Origin of the sequence: Candidatus Protochlamydia naegleriophila (assembly GCF_001499655.1) — a bacterium.
GTDB classification, from domain to species: domain Bacteria; phylum Chlamydiota; class Chlamydiia; order Chlamydiales; family Parachlamydiaceae; genus Protochlamydia; species Protochlamydia naegleriophila.
This window is the reverse complement of record NZ_LN879502.1, coordinates 1,399,388-1,419,748: the sequence shown is the minus strand read 5'-3', so window position 1 is coordinate 1,419,748 and position 20,361 is coordinate 1,399,388. Positions and strand designations below refer to the sequence as shown.

Genomic DNA, 20,361 nt, shown 5'->3' with positions numbered 1-20,361 from the left:
AAGTGAAATTGATGATTAAAGGTTCATTACGCCAAGTTTTGCTGTTGACCCTGCCGCTTTTGCTGGGTTCACTCTCAGACATGTTGATGTTATTCATCGACCGTCTTATTTTAGCTTATTATGCACTTGATGCCCACAATGCTGCAGTGGAGTCAATGAATTTGGGCTGGGCTTTTTTGAGGGGGTGGGTATCGCTTGCATGTGTCGTTCAAATCTTTGTAGCCCAAAATCATGGAGCGGGTAACAACCATTTATTGGGACGTCCTGTCTGGCAGATGATTTGGATGGGGCTTTTTTCTTGTCTTGCCTTCTGGCCAGCTGCGATTTGGGGGCCTGGCTATTTCTTTGGGAGCGACCCAGCCTATGAAATGCAACGTACCTATCTTTTTTGGATGCTCATTTTTGGCCCAGGACACGTCTTATTTAGCGCCCTTTCAGGCTTTTTTATCGGACAGGGGAAAATCGCGCTCATCAGCGTCATTATTTTAGTAGGCAATATCATCAACACTTCTCTTTGTTATCTGCTTGTATTCGGATGGGAAGGAGTCGTTCCTTCCATTGGCATTCAAGGATCAGCGATTTCGACTAATGCTGCTGTTTTTGGGCAGTTGGTTATTTTATTGTTCGCGTTTTTTAAACGCTCAAATCGGGAAAACTATGGAACCACGCAATGGAAGTGGAGTTCAACTCTTTTTAAACAGTGTTTAAAAATTGGATTGCCAAGCGCTGTTTTTGGCGTTCTGGAAGTGGCTGGCTGGGCCATCTTCTATCAAATGATGGCATCACTTGGTGAAAAGCACCTGACCGTTGCAGGCATCGTACAAAATGTTTTAATTCTATTTAATTTTTTTGGTGAGGGGTTATCGCGGGCTGTCGCCATTCTGTCTGGCAATGCAATCGGAAGCAAAAACGTGCAGGCCGTCTTCAAGTACGTTCATACGGGCTTTATCCTGATGACCTTTTTTGCCCTATTGCTTGCCCTTATTTTATGGGGAATGAATCATCTTATCATCGATTTGTTCTTAAGTTCGGTTTCTGATACGCAACGTCTCTTGTTTCAGTCATCCCTGATTTTTGGACTCGCCAATGCTATTATTTATAAGTATTTGGAAGGAATCCGCCTGATCATGGCTGGTGCGCTAAGTGCGGCTGCCGACACCTTCTTTTTGCTCGTAGCAGGCGCTTGCTCTATTTGGCTTTTCATGGTATTACCCATTTACAAATTTGTGTGGCAGCCGGGAGCGTCGATCGAAACAGCTCTCGTTCTTTGTTCCGGCTACACCTTGATGGCTGCGGTTCTCTATGCTTACCGTTTTTACCGCAAAGGCTGGCAGAAGAACCACTCGCTTGTGCTGAGCGCAACTTAAACGGCTTGCAATCAATGATTTACCTGTTAGTGGTCGCCCGCATAGAAGGGTTCGATGTGAACCGTTACATCGCGAACAGCCGGCCACGCTTTTTGAATAGATGCGCGCACCTGTTGGCTGATTTTATGGGCAACGTCGACTGAAAGCTTAGGATCGACTTCCACATCAATGTCAATGTGAGCATCTGGACCGTACAGCTGGATGCGGATTTTCTCCGTTGCTTTGACCCCTTCGACCCTCAGACTTGCCTCTTTCACCCGATCAAAAAACTCTTGATCGGGAACCTTATCAACCAACTGATGAAAGTTTTCGCGCGAAGCAAAAAGACCGAGCCCAACCATAAATAAAGCGATCAAGATAGCTCCACCATGGTCAATCGTACTACTCCAAGCAGGAATATAAGCAGCGGCAACCAAAGCAATGGCTGCAAACAAACTCGTCAAACCATCAATGCGATAATGAACCGCATCAGCAGCTAAAGCTGTGCTGTTTTCTTTCTTGGCGGTTTTAACAATCATGCGATAACAAATTTCCAATAAAACCATAGCCGTCACAGGAAAAATCCAGGCAAGTGGATGCATGATTCTTGGTGGAGACACTTGAAAAACTCCTACAACCTCCTGGAAAAGCATGACGCAGCCGATCACCATGAGGATGAGTCCCGATAAAAGACCTCCTAAAGGTTCGTAACGTCCGTGTCCAAAAGGATGGTCTTCATCAGGTGGCCTTTTCGCAAGCTTAATGCAAAAAATTAAAAAGAGGGTTGAAACCACATCCATTAAACTTGAAACCGCATCAAGAAACAGTGCAGAGCTTTGGATGAGAACGACTCCCACCAATTCAAATAAGATGATAGCCAAGCGGATTTTAATGCCAAGCTTAGCCGATTGACTTACCTGCTGATAGCGCTGAGCGCGCTGTAGATAAACATCTGCAGGTAAAAAAACTGGTTTTGGGAATTTAGCCATGCTCTCACATTTGATCAAATAACAGGAGTTGCCTTTTCAAGCATCCCAAATAGTTCCGTTGCTTTTTTTAAGGGGACTTTTTCTCCTACCACCACCACCACATCGTCTGCAAGCAGCCGTGTTTCAGGAGAAGGATTAGATAAAACAGATTTTTCTCTTCTGATCAATAAAACTGTCATGCCATAGTCTTTACGAAGGTGCGACTCTGACAGAAGTTTGCCGACCAATGGAGAACTTGAATGGAGCCGAAAAGAGCCAATTTCAACATTGGATAAATTGAGCTTGATTTCGGAGAGTTTATTAGGAGAGGCATGCTGATTGCGCAACATTTCATATCCGTCAGCCCGAATGTCAGAGACAAATTTATGAATATCTTCATCTGGCACGTGGTATTGCCTTAAGACCCTTGAAAAGACTTCAACCGAAGTGCCAAATTCATCTGGAATGACTTCATCGGCTCCCAATTTATGCATAAGTGACATTTCCTGGACATAGCGGGTGCGAACAATGACATAAACTAAGGGATTGGCCTCGCGCGCAATTTTAACGATGCGCCTTGCCGCAATCGGATCATTAACTAATACGGCAATGGCTTTAGCATCGTGAATATGGGAATGCTCCAAGACAGCTACGTGGGTAGCATCGCCAAAGTGAATGGGCTCTCCAAGCCTTTTTTGCTCTCTCACGGTGTCGGGATTCATCTCCAAAATCGTATAGGGAATGCCTGCTAGCTTGCTTGACCTTGCAAGATTTTTGCCGCTAATTCCAAATCCAACAATGATGACGTGATTACTTAGCTGATGCTCTTCATTCCGCCGCTGCTCTCGAAGTCCTGAGAGCAATTTATCCGGCAAGGGAAGCTTGCAAATAAAATTAGCGATGCGTGGTGAAAAGTTGATTAGCACGGGACTGAATGCCAAGGTAACGAGCGAGACAGCTAGGAAGAGTTGATATTCATACTCTGTCATTAACCCATAAGGAATCCCTGTATTTGCCAATACAAAAGAGAATTCTCCTATTTGGCTCAATGCAATTCCCGTCATGACTGCAGTTCGAATGGGCAATCCTAAAAAAACCGTAGCTAAACCTGCCGCAGAGGCTTTGATGAGCAAAATGACCATTGCCAGACTTAAAATAGTGAAAGGCTGATGCAAAACAAAATTCATATCGAGCAACATGCCAATCGAAACAAAAAAGAAGCTGATGCAAAGAGCTTGAAAGGGGAAAATATTGCTGATTGCTTCATTGCTATATTCAGATTCTGAGATGATCAAACCCGCCAAGAACGCGCCGATTGTCAAAGAAAGACCAAGAGAAGAGGTTAGCCAAGCAACGCCAAAGCATAAAGTTAGAACACTCAGAAGAAAAAGCTCTTTATTGCGGGTGCGCGCCACTTGCAAAAGAAGGCGTGGAACAATGCGCTGTGCACTGAAAAAGACGACAACTAAAATGAACAGCCCCTTTACCATGGGCCAAAGCATCGCAAGCTCCAAAGGCGCGTGATCGCCCCCCCGCCCACCTAAAACGGGTGTAAATAGAATCATTGGAATGGCGACCATATCTTGAAAAATCAAAATGGAAATCGATAAGCGCCCATGCGGACTTGTCGACTCCCCTTTTTGCTCTAACAATCGCAAAACAATCGCCGTGCTGCTCATCGAAAGTAAAAAGCCCAAAAAAAGCGCTTCTTTCCAAGACCAATCGTCAAGTTGCGCGATCAAATAGCTAAGCAAAATGGTAAAGCCCACCTGCATCGAGCCTCCCAATAAAAAGAGGCGTCGAATTTGAACGAGTTTTTTAATAGAAAACTCCATTCCAATTCCAAATAAGAGCAGGACAATTCCAATTTGTGCCAATGTTTCAACATCACCCGTCTCTCCAACAAGACTTAGGCCATGCGGGCCGGCTAATACTCCTGTCAAAAGAAACCCTACAACAGGAGGAATATGCAACCGATAGCCGATTAACAAGACAAGAATTGAAAAGCCAAAAATAATAAGCAAATCTTTAAAAAGAAATAATTCCATATTTTCTCAAGCTTCTCTTCTTTATTATGAATAGCGAATAGATCCTTATAGATAATGCCGATATTTAAGATTATTTCAAACAAGTTGAATAGGAAAGTCACTCATCTCTATAGAACGATTGACTTTCCATCCCTGGCACCGATTCTTTGCTTGGGCTTACTTTTTAAACAGCAGTTGAACGGCCTCATTAACGGCTTCAATATATCCTTGATAGCCATATTGCAGATCTTCAACAGTTAAACTGTATTCGATATCCGGAGTGATGCCCAAATTTTCTATCTTTTGAAATGTATGCGGTCTTTCGGCTATCGATCCGGTATAAGAAAATCCACTAATTCCATTTTGATTGGGAAAACTGTTTTGGAAGACGAATCCGCCAGCACCAGATGTACGCTTTCCGAATAAAAGCGCCCTGCCATTGTCCTGCATCATAGCAGGCATGAAGTCACCGCCCGAAAAATCCAGCTCATTGATAAGCATTAAAATCGGCTTGGTATAGCGATATTCGCTATGAGGATGGATCCAATCGCATCCTTCCAAGTGAGTTGGATGAGTAAGTGTGCGGCCTGCATTCCACTCATTGATGATAAATTCGTAAAACTCTTTGAGAAATAACAAGTATTGGTAATTGAGAGGCTCATCCTCCTCCTCCCCCTCTTCCTCCATTCGAGCAACAATGAGATCAAAACCGGCTTGAATATTTTCAATCACTTCCAAAATTTGATAGGCTTCCATAACATCTTTCTGGGTGATTTTTATCCGATGCTTAGGTGTTTTAAGCGGAGTTGTTGCCAACATCGATGCCAATTCATACTGAAACGTCACATACCCACCCACGTTGTGCAGTTGATCAATCACTAAAGCATCTGTCTTTTCTTCTAAAATAGTTAACAACTCGCCAAATGCTTTACTTTCGGCTTCTTTGCCAACGTAATGCGGAATGCGAATATACCCTATGCTTTGCCCTTGCGGCGTCTCATAAACATAGGCATACCAACACAGATTTTCATTCTTTTTTAACACGTCATGAACCCATGTGCGCGGACCTAAAACCGGAACAAAGCTTTTGCGGGCGCCTAATGCACCATCCCGACTTATTTTTTTTACCATTTCACGATGCGCTGAATTCATCATAAGAGTTTTAGGACGGCTTTGACCCGGTGCAGGACTAAAAAGGGCATGAATACTTTGCACAATGTCAGGCAGGCTCACAATCTTTTCAGGAGTGTAATTCCAAATTAATTGGTAAGTCACGCTCCCTTCTTTCGCTGCTGGCTGAACCGTAATAGAGACCGCCCCTCTTGGAACCAAGTCTCCTAATTGTCCCTCACGACTCGTTAACTTCATTTCCGCTAAGGCTTGATCAGTAAAAGGATTGGAGTTCTTGTTGCCAATTTCTTTTAATTCATTGATGACATCTCCAATGGGACGCTCATCGAAGGCAATCAACTCATCTCCCACCTGTATTTCATAAAAATAAAAAGGCATCTGCTGTGGGTCAATCCAATCGATAAAATAGCGCCCTTCGGCACTCTTGACTCCGAATGGCAATGAAGCCGTTTCTGTCGAATAAAATACGACGTCTGCGTGATAATCCCTCGTGGAAGCAATAAAATTTTTAACAATGATTTGAAAATCTTTAACAGAAATTTGTGGAGTGTCTAAAATCAGTTGCTTCGATTTTTCAAACTCTTGGTCGATATCCCATCCAGCATAATCTTTTTTCCACTCCAAAGGGGCATAACCTACGTGAAAAACTTTTTTGATCACAGTTAGGTCTTCGATCATCTGCGCTTTTTTTTGATCCCCTAACAATTGAGCCTGCGCACTACTGGCCACTATCGAAAAAGCACAAACCCCCAACAACTTGACTAGTAAACATTTTATTCCCATCAGCTATTCATTCCTCTCATACTCTACTCATCTAGAAACCATTTATACTTAATCCCCACAGCTTGCGTTATCTTGGTGGGTACATCATTAAAATAAAATATTTTTTTGCTACTTTTTTTCATGTTAACTCTTACAAGGGGTTTATGCCGAACCCTCCCTCATCCAATTACTTATGAGTGCAGTTCTCGCAAATCATCATACATGAATAAATAAAAAACAAAACAAAAGAATTTAAACATTAATCAATCAATTGCATATGATAGGCAAAGTAAAAACCAAACAATCATTTAATAATAAAGAAGATAAACGTTATATTTTCAATTCTCTATTCAACCATCAAGAATAACTCTTTAGATGTCTCTGACAGCATTATGGCATCCTTTCTTGCAGAATAAATAAGCATACGAGATTATCGCAGGATATTATTGCTGATTTAAGAAAAAGATTTAATAGCGAGGTATATGAAACAACAATAAGAGAAAGCGTAAAACTAGCTGAACCACCTCTTTTGGAAGCCTACTATTTATGATTCCAAAAGTTCTGGTGTTACAGGTTATCGTAGTTTAGCCCCTGGAATTATTAAACGTATAAAAGGGAAGTAAATATGGCAAAAAGGCAAAGATTGGAGAGAATCTATTAGATGGTCTGTTCCAAACAATAACAGAGAATAATGAAACTTCTACAGTAGTAAGAACAGCGGAAATCTTCCAGAAAACAACGTCTTACCGTCCAAATCTCTGCTGGTGTTATTGAACGAATCAAAAACGCTAGCAGCTTTAGCAGAAGAAAGAGAAGCCCCCTTTCCTAAGAGGAAAGAAGAGCTTAAAACTGGAAGAGCAATCAAATGAAAAAATGGTATTCAAGAGAATCTTGTGGTATTTATCAAGTAAGCAAAATTCGCATTACTACCTATAAATAATGGTAGCATGCCTCTATTACTGTAGTCAGCTACTGTGATTGATAAATCCTGGATAACATTCTTACTAAATAATGCAACAGAGTCTGTTACAAAAATGTTAAAAAATACTGCAGTTACTCTTCTAAGTATACCTTTAAAACCATTTTCGTATTTTATTGCAGCTCTAAAACCAAAAAGAAAAAGAGCATCATTAATCGAAGCTTTTGTTTGAGAATTTATACGGTGATTTAAAGAACAAATACGTGTTAAGTTGAGTACTTCTTTAAGAGACATTTTAGCACAATTAGCATTCCAAGAGCCATATGTTTGCAAATGGTTTTTGACTTCCTGATTTGTTTTTAATTCTAATGTACAAGCACCATTGGGATAGATTACTCTACATATATTTTTATGTTCTCTACCGCTAATACGACTCTCAGCCGCTTCAATTACCATCTGATTCCATGTATCATTATTAAATTCTCTATTCGTTATATTTAACATGTATAACCTTTTTTATTTGTTTTTAATTCTAATGTACAAATGCCATTGGGATAGATTACTCTATGAACATCTACCCAACTCGAGACAACAATTTCCTGATCGAAGAGCTTACCTAACTGTCTATACATTGAAGACTTTCGTATTCTCTTTTAAAAAAGAAAACAGCCAATTAATCATGTTTGCAAGAAGCATATGTGGTTTCGCCTTTTTGGATGCGCGTCAATAAATCATTGAAATTCTGTTTAATTTCATCATAACTTAAATGTGCATCAATAACTGAAACATCTCTTGCAAAATCCATGATTGCTTGCCGGCCTAAGTCTCTAACCAAAAAGTCTCTTAGTTCCTCAGCATCATGTACGGCCGTTTCTTTAATGACCAATTCCATGCCTTCTCCATTTTTAACCCATTCCATAGAAGGATAAGGATAAATTATACCGTTTTCTTCTACCAATCTTTCTGCCCCAATAAAATTACCACGATGAGTGTCTTCAACCCAATCATTTGCAATCTTTGGAAAATTTGCCCACGCATCTTGATGATCAGATGGTAGAATCACAAACGCAAGAGCTTGCAGACTGAAATCACAGTTATCCCAAAAACCACGAATAGCAGGATTGCGTGACACTGAAAACTGACATTCGATGTTATTCTTAATAAGTGGGGCAATTTCTCTCTTAATGGAACCCGTGCACCCTGTATCAACCAACACTATAGACTCATTAGGTTCGATACCCAGTTGTTTAAAATACCTTTCAGTCAGCCCTCCACGTGATGCCGCATCTTTGGACGATTTTCTGGACAACCAAGCAACGACTAACTTCTCTTTCGTCATGTTGGGATATCTCTCGGGATATTTCTCCAAAAGTGTGGCTGCTACATCGTGAAAGACAATTCCATCTCTTGCTAAGAAGACGAGTTTCTTGTCATCGCCTCTTTGAAGTAACGAATCCATCCATTTAACAATAACTGGAGAATAATACTGCATCGTCAAAAGATAATGTTTAGAAACTTTATCGATGATTTCCAATTTAGCTGTCTCTTCAATAGCAATCCCTGATTGCTCAATACGCTTTTCAATACATCTTTGAACCTCTGGTAATTTATCCAAATAGCGTGATTCAACCTTAGTACGTTGCTCCACACTTAATAGAGGTAGCTTCTTTCTATGAACAAATTTTTCTGCACGCCACTGACTTCTCTCTTCACTTGTCAATGTTAAAATATCGAAAGAAGCATCTTTTTTTGCTTGTTCAAATTAAGTTGAATTGACTGAGCTGGTGGAAGAATGATTAATTTGATCTACTACTTCACCAAATAAGGCAACATGAGCAGCTAGAACAAAAACTAAATTTTTAACTATTTTTATTAACATTTAATTCCTTATCGTTTCATGTTTGTTATACATCTCTATATTCAAGAACAATTTCTGCCTATTTCGAATGCCTTAAACACGCGTAAGACCCATCCAAAACATCTCATTTCCCTTTAGCTTTTCTTTCTTGGGCTATCATCATAGGCAAGAACTATTGAAAAGGCAAGGACTTATCAAAACCATTATTTAATTTGATAAAAAATTTTATTAAATCAAACTATAAACAACTAAACCTCTAACTACAAAATTTTCGCAACACGATATTTAAAAAAATAATTTATTGAATTAAGCGAAAACCAATGCAAACAAGAAAAAGAGAGAACTAGATCAAATTCTGACTCATAGTTTAGAGCCATGGCATTTTTTGTTTAATAGTATAAATTATCCGGATCATCTTTATCCTTATTGGCATTAGCTTTAGCAATCATGGAATCAGAAAAATCCACACCAACGACGCGAGCATTGGGAAGAAATTTTGCAATGGCTGCTAATGCGGCCATCTCCGCATCCCACATCTAAAATGCTTTTATCCCCTCGGAATTCAAACCTTTTTAAAAAAGCTATCTCCCACTTATATTGTAAAGAACAATTCTGCTCGTAAAGATCCCCGTCCCGCGGAGTATTACGCCGTTGACTCAAAAAAAATTGAAATTTGATCGTTTGAGGGATAAATACCAAGCAATGATAGAGCAAGCAGCCGGATACGAAAATGTGACTGTAATAATAAGTAATCCAAGAGTTTCGATGAAATGTAGCCATAATCAATTTGCATTCGATGTTAGTACGACAAGACTTTGATGTGCTGGAAATAAATCTCGTGATTCTATACAGCAAACTTATCTTCAACCCTATTTAAATATAGATCTTCCTAAAGATTGGTTTTTAACGTTCTCGCCTGAAATGAGATATAATTGGAAAAGTGATAGCTGGTTCAATTTTGATCGATAAGTTAATTAATAAAAAAATAGTTTTAACGATTGAATATAAAAATGCTATTGTTAAAGACTTTTCTTTATATAAACAAGAGGTTGAATTTAGAGTTGGTTACTTCTTCTAAGATTCCATTTCCTTCATGTAAAAAAAACTTTGACAACGAACAATAACTTCTGTTATCAGTAATTTTGGCTTTTAAGAACTTGGGGAAAGAATATGATTAGAAATTTCATTTTGCCTGGTCTGTTAATGTTTAGCAGTACTTATCTTTTTAGCTGACGCAAGTCCTTTTACACGTGCTTTTGGGAGAGAGTTCAAAATAGATGTCGATAGCCCTTTTTAAACTCTCTCAGTGTTTTACCATCTTTTAGGAGTGAAATGAAAACCTTTCATCAATTCAACAAAATTGGCATTTTCAAGACGTTGAATTTCTTTTTCCGTAGCAATCGTTTCTTCTATACACGTTTGCATCATCCATTTCATACACTCCTTGGGTTGGCTATCCTCAGGAACTAGAATTACACATGCCGCTAAAATTTTTTTAGCTAATTCTTCATGCTCTCCTGTAAATGGTTTTCCAAGAAGGTTAGTATCAAAGCCCTTAGGTAAAGTAAGAATAGGAGCTGTTTTTAAAATCTTTATTTTTTCAATCGGTTTTCTAAACGATTGATCTAATTGAAAAATGATTCCACTTTGTGCAGCTATATCATAAGCGACCTGAAGGCATGTTCTAGGCGCTTCTGATTTGGCAGCCTCGGCCAGGTCTGCAGCCAAATCCGCTGATTCTAATTTTAAAAAATCATATTTGAAAGAGCTCCAAACCAATGGAAACTGGCTAAAAAAACTACCATAAAGAGCAAATTTGTGCGGTATTTCATTTTCTTGTTTTACATAATTCAACATGTTTTGTACCAAAGATCTTGGACGCACCCAAGTAGGGCTATTTATTGCATTTTCTAAGGGCCTAATCATTTTGAAACATTCAATTTTTCCTATACTGCTGTCAGCAACTTGTTTAAAATGTACATACCTAAAAAAAGGTTTGCCTTTTTTATGCCTTCACAGGCTAGCATGGCATGTCCCACCTTTCCTTCTAGGAATTTACTAAAGAAACCTTGAGTACTATTCATTGCACTCACTAAAGTGACCGCCCATCTATCTTCATCTAAATTGATGGTGGGATCTAACAGACTGACATAACGCAATGCAATCTTTTGAATACGTCGATTATCATCTCGTATTAAAGAAACGCGAAAATGTCGAACATAGGCATCCATTTCATAAGGTTTTTCAGAATTCGGATGATTTGTTGTAGGGGCATAACGTACAAAATTTCGAGCTACAACATCGTCTTCTTCCACTTCAAAAGTGTACTCTTTTTGCTCATCATCATCATAGACTCCCCAGCTTAGGCCTTGTAATTGATTTGCACCATCTTCTTCATATCCAAATAAACCTACCTGGATGTTCATCTCTCCATCTGCCTGGGTGCATAGTTTTGGAAAAAAACAAGCACTTTTTACAATCGTTTCATTCTTTAAATTCATCCCAATTGTACTATGGAAGATAGAAACAAGAGAGATAGCATAATAGCCATTATATAACGTTTTGAATGTTCTTTTGGTATTGCCATTGTTAAATTCAAAATAGTTTTGATTGGGCTCATAAAATAAAGCTCCGGAATTTCTTTCTATTTCCCATTTAGAAACTGAATTCATACATTTCCTCTAAGATAAATTGTACCTATAACCTACCATCAAATTTCAAGAGAGGGATATTCTTGGATTATTCTTCCATAAATTTTTCTAACGCATTTGATTTCAAGTACATCTTGATTAAGATGGGTTAGGCTCAAGTATTTATCTTTTAAATTTCCCCATCCCTGTTGCTGATTAATTGCTGTTCCCACTTCTTGCCGAAAGTACTCTTTTAACCTGCGGATGTTCGTTCCGTCGCCATAATGCCTCTCTTCTAGTAACCGCGCCACCTGAGGTAAATCAACCTCAGCTATACCTATTTCAGCACAGCCCACTGATTTCTTTAGATCGCTAAAAAAAAGAGGTAGCTTTGATTTTATAAGTGCTTGATAGGTTTCTCCTCTAGGAATAGGATTAAAAGGAATCGTTTTCATATCTATTCAAAAGGATAGGAAAAATAGTCGGATAGCAGGCTTCTAAATGAGCAAAAATGATTTCCTGCTTGTCTTCTGGTTGTTTCTCCAAATATGTAATAAGTCCATTAAAATAGGTCCACTCAGTTTCTGTGCACTGATTATTGGTGATTTGCGTAGGCGCCAATCCTAAGGCTCTTAATGTCAGCAAAGCATTATCATTAAGATCTTCTAAATAGGCTGCTAAGGCATGAGTACAAGTACGCCCTTTCACCTCATACCACCTACGATCATATTCTAAAGCAATTCTAGTGAGATTATTTGAATTTGGCTCCATGCAGAAAGTAAACCGTCGATTATATTGTTTAATCACCTCTTGAGAAAGTGCGGTATGGCTTTGATGGCAATGATCATAAGGAGCCCAGCGAACATACTCTTTAGTACCGTTATCTTGTACATCTAATGTACATTCAGCACCGCTAGTGGAATCATGAATACCCCAGTGTAATCCTCTAAGCTCTGCAGTTGCTTTGTCTGCATTTGGAATGACGCGTCCAAATAACGCAATCAGTCTGTTTGGATCGGTTTTCATTTCTTTAAATAGTAGGGGAATAAAGCATGAAGGATTTGGCTCGTCGTTTCTTAAATTCTCTCCAACTGTTCGATGAAACATTGCCACAAGATTTGCAGCATAATCAACATTGTATAGTAAGGGTTTAAAACTTGTACGAGCTCCAGTTTTTCCTCCTGTAGAAAAGGATAAAGCATCTTGTTCACGAAAAAGGCAAATATGATTTGCCTCAAATTTCCACTCTGCAATTATTTTTGACTTTTGCTCCTATTAGCAATAAAATTCTTTTGAAGCCTTTACTATTTTGCTCACAAATGTTTGAGGCTGCTCTAGCTTATTTGGTATTGTTTTTTTACGATCCTCTTCTCTCTGGTTTTTAACCAGCTCAATTCTATTTTCAACAGTCTTTTGACTTTGTAGTGCTTCTTTAAAACTATGCAACAAAAGCAAAGGATTAATTTTTATCACCTTTTTGAGACTTTTGCGAGAATTCTCGAATCATCATTTCTAACCTATTAGAACGAAGCTCTAGCCATTTTTCAGGGGTAGCAGCTGTATCGACTCCTACAAAAAAATTAATTCCATGATAGAGAAGCCATTTGGGAGAAGGGTGTGTTTCTTTGAGTTGAATATCTTTAATGAGGTTGTTCTGGGCTTGGACTTGCTCAGCAAAAGCTTTTTTTTCCCGATTTGGAATAAAGTTCTGAAATAAAGGGTCGAGATTATAGCAATCTGTCAAATCACTCGACGCAGAAACAAGGCTGGGATCTCCAAAGCAGGCAGCATCGAGGTGCGTGTGAATTCTTCCTAACGTTCTCCATCGATAAGCCTCCAAAATCAGATTAGTGGAAGGCTTCTGCAATTCCAGTACAGCTCTTCCGATTTCAAACATCAAAATCACATGTCCTTTAACTGCTTGCTCGCGTAACCAATTTAACTTGTATTCAACGTCTTTTTCAGACCAGATGTGCTTTAAAATCTTAATATAGTTTTGTGTCTTCAAAAGCTCTTCGAGCTTTTCACTGTCAATGTTTTTCAGACCACTATAACCATGCTTTTTTAAATTTGCGACAAAACCCGTACTATACTTGCCTGTAAAACAGATAAGGTCATTTTCAGCCCTCACATTCATATTTTTCCCTGTAAGCCCCTCAAAAATATTCGATTGAACAACTGGAAGGCCGATCCGCTTGGTAAACGCTTGTTGAGAAGCTTCTGCAGAATAAATCTTCATCGATTGTTTTGTGTTATTTTTTCCACCGTCAAAATCCCAAGCCGTATAGCGTATATTCACCTTTTGAGGCTCTTTGCAAATGGTCTTATGAAAAATCCAATGCGCCTTTTGACATTCGCTATTACAATAATAAATGAGTTTGCATCTTCCACAGACTTTTGCAGCAGGATTTTCCTTATGGCAATGGGAGCAGATTATCTTACGCATTTCTCCACTCTTCGATGAAGGAAAAGAATTTTTATCTGGTGGAGGCTGAGAAGGAGGAACATTACTTGATTGACTTGGAAAAGATATCTGCATAATAAAAAAACCTTTTATAAAAATTAAAAAACAAAGTTAATTATACAAACAATTAATTAAAAAACAATTTTTAAATACCACACTTTTGAAAATAGTTAGATTTAATAGAAGATTGGCAAGCCTAATTTGACCATGTCTATTAATGGGCATAAAAAGAGAAGTTTCCAGAAGGCATTCTATATTAATCCAATCTTGCAAAACGCGGACAGGGCAAGTAGCTGGATTGGATCCATATTTCTCTTCCTTCACCTTATTGATCGGTTTTAGAGCGCTTTAAATAGATAATATAACCATCTCTAACAAGCTTTAAGTCACATAATTGAAGGCTTACAAGCTTCGATTAAAATAGGCTCTTTTCCTTTTTGAATGGTCCCATGAGTATTCTTAATCCCCTTCCAAGTTTCTTGAAGGGAAGAATGTTTCCTATTAAAATCAATTAACAACGCTATTCCCCTCAAGAAAAACTTTATCTAAAGAATTCAGGGCTTTCCCTTCAGCTATTTTCGATCCAATAAAACTTTCCTGTTTCTTCCATTTTTCAAAAATCTCACTTCTAATTTCTAACGTTCGATAAGAATATAATAAAATTCAGTTATAAAATTATTTCCGCGCACTAACGTCTGATAATATTTACAACACAACAGGCCAAGAAGGTTCGAAATTATGCAGATTTTGCAATAGCACGATTGGGTTGAAACTTGCTCAAAGGAGAATAGAGATAGAGGGAAGCTTGAAGGATCGGAGCTAAAATTTTTGAGTAGAGCCCTAGTGCTAAAGTTGCTAACTTTAGCAAATTAGCAAGTCCCCGAATTGTAAAAATTATCTACCTTAGAATGTGCAAGTAGTGGAAGCGCTCTCATACTCAATCACAAGACTACTATGTGATCCCTAAGGTTTGTTAATTATGCTTTAGAAGTAGGCTATGCTTTAGATTATCTTGAGCCTTCGCATCGCTACAAGTAAAGGATCACAAAACTAATTACCCTTTTCTCTGACTTCGCTAGATGGCCTTCAAGACGTGCAAGCTGTCGTTTGATGGTTCGATCCTCTCTCTTTATAATCTTCTAAAATTTTTAATGATTCCAATGTGATTAGTTTTTTAGAAAAAGAAAGAATTTTTCTAACAAGTCTTGGAATCATTTGCCTTAATGTGCAATTAAATCTTTCAATGTAGCTCGTTTTACCTGATTGCTTGCTGCAAGGTCTATGTTGGCTAAAAGGGATAACTTCAAAATAAGCCGCGAATTTATCTGTATAAAAGAGGGCTTTTTTTAACTATTCAGGAAGCTTTATCCATAACTGTTCGGCTGCTTGTTTCGTTATTTTTCCAACATGAAAAGCTAGAATCTGTCTAGTTTCGCTATGCATCGCAAGACAAAGCCATTGATCGTTTGATCTTCTTCCAACAAAACTATGGAGCTCATCGATCTGTTTGAAAAGATTCTGACTCCCCTCTCTTGATCATAAGAGTTCTTACGTCCAAGTTAGTTATAGCCTGGCATTAAAATAATGCGAAAGACAAAGCTATGAAGAAAAAACAGGGGCAAAGATGTGAGCCATCAAAAAAGACCAGTAAGTAGACGCCTTTAACGTCTGATAACATAAAAATCAATAGACTGGAGTAAATTGATTTAAGATCTTCTGTAATCATAAGCAATCCAGTTTCAATTTTATTAAATTCAATCAAATGGTCAAATTCCATAGAGTCTGACTTTAACTGGAGCGGCTCTCAATCAAGTAAAAAATATCATTATGGATCACTATAAAACAAATTGTGATACAAACAGTCTCGCCCAAGAAATTCAAACTGGGCTTCTCATGATTAAACAGCTCGAAAAGTTCTAAAAAGTTAGTTTGGAAAGAATAAATCAACAAATAGGTTTTGCTGAAGAGCAATTGCTGGGCGCTCAAAAACAATTAGAAGAGATTGCCTTATTAACAAAAGCGAGCAAAGATGGCGACAAAAAATATGTGAAAAATCTGTTAGAGCTTATAGCCAAGCAGTTGCAAATTTAGGTCGAAGCAAAAGACTGGATACATCTTCCGAGAAGAGTTCACTCTCTTGCGCATGTACAGTTGAATAACAATATAAAAACAAAAAAAGGGTGCGAAAGTACAGGGTCATAATAACCCTTATACCCCAAAAAATTTAATTCCTTCCTATGAGAGAACTTTCCATGAGAGTACATAGATACACTCTCATGAAAATTGCGCAAATAACCTTTTGATCGATGAGTATCCATCAATAAGCAACTATGAGATTCTTAGAGTTCTCGATGCTCTTCTTATTAAAAGAAAACCGCATACAGCAGTAGCTGCAAACGATAGTGGATCTCCTGTTACACGCAAAATACATAAAGATGTAAAACCTAACGCCAGCAATATAGGAGTAGGAGCACCCCACTCTTCGACTTTTCTTTCTGCAAAATTCCAACCTTTATATGCCAATTTAAAAGCCTTTTGCCCTAAGATGGAAATGGCTTGAATAGTTGCCGAGGATAAAAGAGAGAATGTATCCCAAAGGAATGAACTTGCATTTTTAATATATGTCGGTAGAAGTTTTATCTGATCATTGATCTTAGAAATGACTTGTTGAGCTTTTAATTTCCCTTCCAAGCACTTTTCCCACATTTCAACTTTTAAAGAATCTAGAATTGAAGGCCCAGGAGCTCTGTTAAGCCGATTCAACAGTTCATCTTGAGACTGTAATACACTTGCTTGGAGTGCATTGATCGTGCGAATTTGATCGCGAGCATTATTTTGATCAGATTCAATGTTAGATAAATCCTCTGATATTTTTTTCATCCGCTTTTCTTGAACAGTATGGGTTATTTGAAGATTAGATAATTCCCTAAAATTAGATGATTGATGGTCTTCTATTTCTTCAAGTTTTTGATTAGATTCATTTAAATCAATTTGAACACTTTCTGCCTCCTGTTTTAGAGTCTGAAGGTTTTGCAGATGTTCATCCCATTCTTGATATTGTTGTTCAGCATCTTTTAAGGCTTGATCGGCTAGTTGAACCACCAATTCATCTCTTTCATGAAACTTTTTTTCAAAGTCTGTATTTCATTTCGCTTTTCTTGGACACGTATCCATAATGGTATTTCTTCAGATTGAATAGCACTTGAATCAGTTTGAAGGACTGATTCACCTAATTCAGAATAGATAGAATCAGTATATACCCTGTCAGACACCCCACTTTCTCTGGTTGTCGCTAGGGTATCCGAAACCCCTTTAGTATTATCTCTCAGTTCATTGAGAGTGTCTTGACCTTTATAAGAACTCTCGCCTATTTCACGGAACCTTTTTGTCCAAGCTTGTATTTCATTTCGCTTCTTTTGAAGATGTAACCATAGCGGCGTTTCGTTAGATTGAACAGCATCTAAATTAGATGGTGAGAATTCAACAATATTTGTTGAATTCTCAAGGACTAAGGCAAAAGGTTCAGTCTGCACTAAACCAACTTGTACCGATTGATCGAGCTCTTGTTCTTTTAAACGGCTATCGATAATACCTTGAATGTCATAGATTAGAGAGTCGTTTAAAGTGGGACCATGTATCATATTAACTTTTAACTTCCATTTTTGGAGTGAATTAAATGCTGAATCAAAAAATATATGTTTCTATAATTAATGCTACTTGTTGCGTAATTCTATATATTCATTAACATATACCTCTTTAGGGCGAATAAAATGCCCTAAACCATCATTGCACAGCACTTGATGTATGGCTTGTATTGCTGTGGGCTTTTTTTTCTTTTCATCCTCAAACTCTTGTAATACTCTTTTTGCTCTTCCCGCTAAAGATATCTTATCACAGACATTAAGCCACGTTGTAGCGCAGATTGGATTCAAATACGAAAAAAAAGTAGCTTGTTTAATCCCATCTAGGTGATCTTTCCAAAAAGGGACTTTAGGAACGATCTGTCTAGTCAAAGTAGATTCTATGAATATTTTTTTTAATCTTTCAATTTCCACCTCTTCTGCTAAACGCTCAATATCACTACGATTCAATTCGGCGATATCACCCCGAGTCTTGCTAAGCTCCCTTTTCAAATTTTCATTTTCGTTTGCCAGTTGAGCAATGTGCTCTTCAACAGCTGGTAACTGTTGTCCAATCAGTGATTGATTGTTCGCTATAATGAGAATTTCCGACTGGTCCCTAACTCTCCTTTGCTTAGCAAGAGCCAAGTTTTGCTCAATTGAGAGTTTTTGTTGGACCCTAGTATCTAAACTTTCTTGTAATTCCTTTCTTGCTCAGAAATGCGGTGTTTTTTAGCGAGAGAAAGAACTTGGACCATGAGATTGTTTATTTTAAATTTATCTTCTAATAATTTATTCTTTAGTCCATTGCACTCTAAAATAAGTGCACCATTATTTGCAATAAGATCCTCATTTTCGAGAAGGAGTTCATTATGATTTAAAAGCATCTTTTTGCTTTTAAAAGAAGATTAGTGTTAATAGCTGTAAGATCAACCACTTTTTTTTCTGAATTTTTTACTTGCTTATATAAAATATCCATTTGATCTAGTGAATTCAATTCAGTGACATAACTCTGACCAAGTATATTAGAAACAATTGATACAATATCATCAATTTTTCTAGCATCGGATGAGTTAGACTGCATGATAGTACTAACCTCATAATAAATAGAAACTAAAAGAAGATTTATGGCCCCGAAAGAGAATTCTTATTGCTATTACGCCTTATCCATAATGTATACATACAACCCATCAAAGATAATAAAGCACACTCTATAGCGTCGATTGTGCTTTGAATCATCATTGGATGATTAAAATTCGCTTTTGTGGCCTTCAACTAATTTTTCAAGCAATGTCTTGGCTTTATGCTCATCCCTTTCCAACTTTTCATAGAAAGCCTCTTCAAACCCTTTCTTCTTTGAATAGCTATAGCGAAATTTCTTAGTAATTTCGACCTGCCCTTCAATTACTTTGATTAAAGAGTACTCTAACTTAAAAGTAAGGAGTCTTTCGCGTGAAATTGAGCCAGGAGAAACATCTTTCTCTTTCTCCACTATTTCTCCCATTTTTATCCTCATGATCAGTTCTGACTCCCCTCCCTTGATCATAAGAGTTCTTGCGTCCAAGTTAGTTATAGCCTGGCATTAAAAATAATGCGAAAGACAAAGCTATGAAGAAAAAACAGGGGCAAAGATGTGAGCCATCAAAAAAGACCAGCAAGTATACGCCTTGAACATCTGATAACATTAAAACATTGATAGGAATTAACCCTTCCTTAGAAAAAGGAAGAATATTTCTTCACACTCATTACGTCTGATAATATCTTCAAGCATAAAAAAAGAAAGGGGGGATGATTCCCCCCTTCTTTTCAACCATGACCTTAACATCGACTATATCAATTATAGCTGTGGCTGTTTCTGCATGACAGCCTTAAATAGCGCTTGTTCTGCCGTTTGCTCAGGCTCTTTCTTGAGAATTTTTCGTCCTTTAAAACTCCCAAGCATCGCTGGCTCTGTTGCTTCTGCTTTTTTTGCATTGTCAACACCATTTATATAGTGTTGGTACTCCTGCCAAGCTCCCTCAACTCCACCTCTTCTTACTCCTTCAATACTCATAATATCCCCCTTTTCAATACATCTTCATTAAGGGTATTGCAAGAAATGGGCCAATTTCTCTAATAAATTTTTGGAAACCTGCATCAACGTCTGATAATATAAAAATCAATAGACTGGAGTAAATTGGAGCGATTCGTTATTGTGCTGCTAATACTTAAAATTAGGATAGGCAAAATGAACTTGGGTTATGTCATCATTTACGTCGCAGATGTTCCTGAAACACTCTCGTTTTACGAAAAAGCTTTTGGAATCAAACAACGCTTTCTTCATGAAAGCAATCAATACGCTGAAATGGAAACAGGGCAAACGGCGCTTGCATTTGCAAACGAAAATTTTGTGACATTTGCCCAGCAATTGCGCCGCAACCGAACCACAGAACAATCACCTGGGGTAGAAATCGCCTTTGTGGCCGACGATGTGGAAAAGGCTTTTAATCATGCAATCAGTGCCGGAGCAACTGAAGTTCTCAAGCCAACACAAAAACCTTGGGGACAAATCGTTTCTTACGTGCGAGATCTCAACGGCTTCTTAGTCGAAATTTGCAGTGCCATCGAAGTTTAAAACAAGACTCTTCCAAGAACAG

The 20,361-nt window shown here is 38.1% G+C and carries 20 protein-coding genes and 1 pseudogene; 3 read left to right on the top strand and 18 right to left on the bottom strand.

The genetic code is table 11. The features are described 5' to 3' along the window. Window positions 1-11 precede the first annotated feature (11 nt). On the top strand, window positions 12-1,367 hold the full coding sequence (locus PNK_RS05880; RefSeq protein ID WP_032125599.1) for an MATE family efflux transporter: 1,356 nt from the start codon (window positions 12-14) through the stop codon (window positions 1,365-1,367). Window positions 1,368-1,393: 26 nt separating this feature from the next. Here the strand turns inward: PNK_RS05880 and PNK_RS05875 are convergent, their stop codons facing one another. The 12 genes and pseudogenes from PNK_RS05875 to PNK_RS13745 form a co-directional block, all read right to left on the bottom strand. Next, entirely contained in the window at window positions 1,394-2,335 is a 942-nt protein-coding gene (locus PNK_RS05875; RefSeq protein WP_059060900.1) for a cation diffusion facilitator family transporter, read from the bottom strand. Between the two features lie 14 nt (window positions 2,336-2,349). Then, entirely contained in the window at window positions 2,350-4,362 is a 2,013-nt protein-coding gene (locus tag PNK_RS05870; RefSeq protein ID WP_032125597.1) for a monovalent cation:proton antiporter family protein, read from the bottom strand. Window positions 4,363-4,518: 156 nt separating this feature from the next. Next, entirely contained in the window at window positions 4,519-6,255 is a 1,737-nt protein-coding gene (locus tag PNK_RS05865) for a protease-like activity factor CPAF (RefSeq protein ID WP_059060898.1), read from the bottom strand. A gap of 859 nt (window positions 6,256-7,114) precedes the next feature. Continuing rightward, window positions 7,115-7,657 (bottom strand): hypothetical protein, encoded by a 543-nt coding sequence (locus PNK_RS05860; RefSeq protein WP_032125595.1) that lies wholly within the window; start codon window positions 7,655-7,657, stop codon window positions 7,115-7,117. A gap of 169 nt (window positions 7,658-7,826) precedes the next feature. Continuing rightward, window positions 7,827-8,873 (bottom strand): hypothetical protein, encoded by a 1,047-nt coding sequence (locus tag PNK_RS05855; protein ID WP_158021720.1) that lies wholly within the window; start codon window positions 8,871-8,873, stop codon window positions 7,827-7,829. Window positions 8,874-9,400: 527 nt separating this feature from the next. Then, window positions 9,401-9,532, bottom strand: a complete 132-nt coding sequence (locus PNK_RS13680) for a class I SAM-dependent methyltransferase (RefSeq protein WP_162264035.1) — start codon at window positions 9,530-9,532, stop codon at window positions 9,401-9,403. A 790-nt stretch (window positions 9,533-10,322) separates the two neighbouring features. Next, window positions 10,323-10,868, bottom strand: a complete 546-nt coding sequence (locus PNK_RS05850; protein ID WP_059060894.1) for a hypothetical protein — start codon at window positions 10,866-10,868, stop codon at window positions 10,323-10,325. A gap of 89 nt (window positions 10,869-10,957) precedes the next feature. Further along, entirely contained in the window at window positions 10,958-11,683 is a 726-nt protein-coding gene (locus PNK_RS05845; RefSeq protein WP_059060891.1) for a hypothetical protein, read from the bottom strand. Between the two features lie 38 nt (window positions 11,684-11,721). Next, window positions 11,722-12,096, bottom strand: a complete 375-nt coding sequence (locus PNK_RS05840; RefSeq protein ID WP_059060890.1) for a hypothetical protein — start codon at window positions 12,094-12,096, stop codon at window positions 11,722-11,724. Beyond that, window positions 12,077-12,748: a hypothetical protein gene (locus PNK_RS05835; RefSeq protein ID WP_059060888.1), complete on the bottom strand. Its 672-nt coding sequence runs from the start codon at window positions 12,746-12,748 to the stop codon at window positions 12,077-12,079. The genes PNK_RS05840 and PNK_RS05835 overlap by 20 nt, the downstream gene beginning before the upstream one ends. Before the next feature lie 352 nt (window positions 12,749-13,100). Further along, window positions 13,101-14,087: a zinc finger MYND domain-containing protein gene (locus PNK_RS05825; protein ID WP_158021719.1), complete on the bottom strand. Its 987-nt coding sequence runs from the start codon at window positions 14,085-14,087 to the stop codon at window positions 13,101-13,103. Window positions 14,088-15,191: 1,104 nt separating this feature from the next. Further along, window positions 15,192-15,611 (bottom strand): annotated as a pseudogene (locus PNK_RS13745) (IS1 family transposase); the annotation flags it as partial. Window positions 15,612-16,034: 423 nt separating this feature from the next. Between PNK_RS13745 and PNK_RS13370 the strand changes: the two are divergent. Continuing rightward, entirely contained in the window at window positions 16,035-16,196 is a 162-nt protein-coding gene (locus PNK_RS13370; RefSeq protein ID WP_158021718.1) for a hypothetical protein, read from the top strand. A 237-nt stretch (window positions 16,197-16,433) separates the two neighbouring features. On the opposite strand, the gene PNK_RS05815 is transcribed toward PNK_RS13370, so the two are convergent. From PNK_RS05815 to PNK_RS05785, 6 genes are all read right to left on the bottom strand, one after another. Continuing rightward, window positions 16,434-17,207 (bottom strand): hypothetical protein, encoded by a 774-nt coding sequence (locus PNK_RS05815; protein ID WP_059060882.1) that lies wholly within the window; start codon window positions 17,205-17,207, stop codon window positions 16,434-16,436. Then, window positions 17,195-17,746, bottom strand: a complete 552-nt coding sequence (locus tag PNK_RS05810; protein WP_059060880.1) for a hypothetical protein — start codon at window positions 17,744-17,746, stop codon at window positions 17,195-17,197. Before PNK_RS05810 ends, PNK_RS05815 begins: the two co-directional genes overlap by 13 nt. Window positions 17,747-17,818: 72 nt before the next feature. Beyond that, the gene (locus PNK_RS05805) at window positions 17,819-18,373 is read right to left on the bottom strand and encodes a hypothetical protein (protein WP_059060878.1); all 555 of its coding nucleotides are present in this window, start codon (window positions 18,371-18,373) and stop codon (window positions 17,819-17,821) included. Window positions 18,374-18,602: 229 nt separating this feature from the next. Further along, window positions 18,603-18,809 carry a hypothetical protein gene (locus PNK_RS05795; protein ID WP_032125586.1) on the bottom strand — a complete coding sequence of 69 codons (207 nt, stop codon included), beginning with the start codon at window positions 18,807-18,809 and terminating at the stop codon, window positions 18,603-18,605. Window positions 18,810-18,974: 165 nt separating this feature from the next. Then, window positions 18,975-19,229 (bottom strand): hypothetical protein, encoded by a 255-nt coding sequence (locus tag PNK_RS05790; protein WP_032125585.1) that lies wholly within the window; start codon window positions 19,227-19,229, stop codon window positions 18,975-18,977. A gap of 333 nt (window positions 19,230-19,562) precedes the next feature. Beyond that, complete coding sequence (locus tag PNK_RS05785; RefSeq protein WP_059060875.1) at window positions 19,563-19,778, bottom strand: hypothetical protein; 216 nt, start codon at window positions 19,776-19,778, stop codon at window positions 19,563-19,565. Window positions 19,779-19,952: 174 nt separating this feature from the next. Here PNK_RS05785 and PNK_RS05780 point away from each other — a divergent pair, with 174 nt between their 5' ends. Then, window positions 19,953-20,339 (top strand): VOC family protein, encoded by a 387-nt coding sequence (locus PNK_RS05780; RefSeq protein WP_059060873.1) that lies wholly within the window; start codon window positions 19,953-19,955, stop codon window positions 20,337-20,339. The last annotated feature ends 22 nt before the right edge of the window (window positions 20,340-20,361 follow it).

Excerpts from the sequence above, each read along its gene's own strand:
- PNK_RS05860 (WP_032125595.1), bottom strand. The coding sequence starts at position 7,657 with ATGTTAAATATAACGAATAGAGAATTTAATAATGATACATGGAATCAG.
- PNK_RS05785 (WP_059060875.1), bottom strand. The coding sequence starts at position 19,778 with ATGAGTATTGAAGGAGTAAGAAGAGGTGGAGTTGAGGGAGCTTGGCAG.
- PNK_RS05810 (WP_059060880.1), bottom strand. The coding sequence starts at position 17,746 with ATGATACATGGTCCCACTTTAAACGACTCTCTAATCTATGACATTCAA.
- PNK_RS05790 (WP_032125585.1), bottom strand. The coding sequence starts at position 19,229 with ATGGGAGAAATAGTGGAGAAAGAGAAAGATGTTTCTCCTGGCTCAATT.
- PNK_RS05840 (WP_059060890.1), bottom strand. The coding sequence starts at position 12,096 with ATGAAAACGATTCCTTTTAATCCTATTCCTAGAGGAGAAACCTATCAA.
- PNK_RS05845 (WP_059060891.1), bottom strand. The coding sequence starts at position 11,683 with ATGAATTCAGTTTCTAAATGGGAAATAGAAAGAAATTCCGGAGCTTTA.
- PNK_RS05875 (WP_059060900.1), bottom strand. The coding sequence starts at position 2,335 with ATGGCTAAATTCCCAAAACCAGTTTTTTTACCTGCAGATGTTTATCTA.
- PNK_RS05865 (WP_059060898.1), bottom strand. The coding sequence starts at position 6,255 with ATGGGAATAAAATGTTTACTAGTCAAGTTGTTGGGGGTTTGTGCTTTT.
- PNK_RS05780 (WP_059060873.1), top strand. The coding sequence starts at position 19,953 with ATGAACTTGGGTTATGTCATCATTTACGTCGCAGATGTTCCTGAAACA.
- PNK_RS05880 (WP_032125599.1), top strand. The coding sequence starts at position 12 with ATGATTAAAGGTTCATTACGCCAAGTTTTGCTGTTGACCCTGCCGCTT.
- PNK_RS13680 (WP_162264035.1), bottom strand. The coding sequence starts at position 9,532 with ATGGCCGCATTAGCAGCCATTGCAAAATTTCTTCCCAATGCTCGCGTC.
- PNK_RS05870 (WP_032125597.1), bottom strand. The coding sequence starts at position 4,362 with ATGGAATTATTTCTTTTTAAAGATTTGCTTATTATTTTTGGCTTTTCA.
- PNK_RS05825 (WP_158021719.1), bottom strand. The coding sequence starts at position 14,087 with ATGCGTAAGATAATCTGCTCCCATTGCCATAAGGAAAATCCTGCTGCA.
- PNK_RS05835 (WP_059060888.1), bottom strand. The coding sequence starts at position 12,748 with ATGTTTCATCGAACAGTTGGAGAGAATTTAAGAAACGACGAGCCAAAT.
- PNK_RS05795 (WP_032125586.1), bottom strand. The coding sequence starts at position 18,809 with ATGCAGTCTAACTCATCCGATGCTAGAAAAATTGATGATATTGTATCA.
- PNK_RS05850 (WP_059060894.1), bottom strand. The coding sequence starts at position 10,868 with ATGTTGAATTATGTAAAACAAGAAAATGAAATACCGCACAAATTTGCT.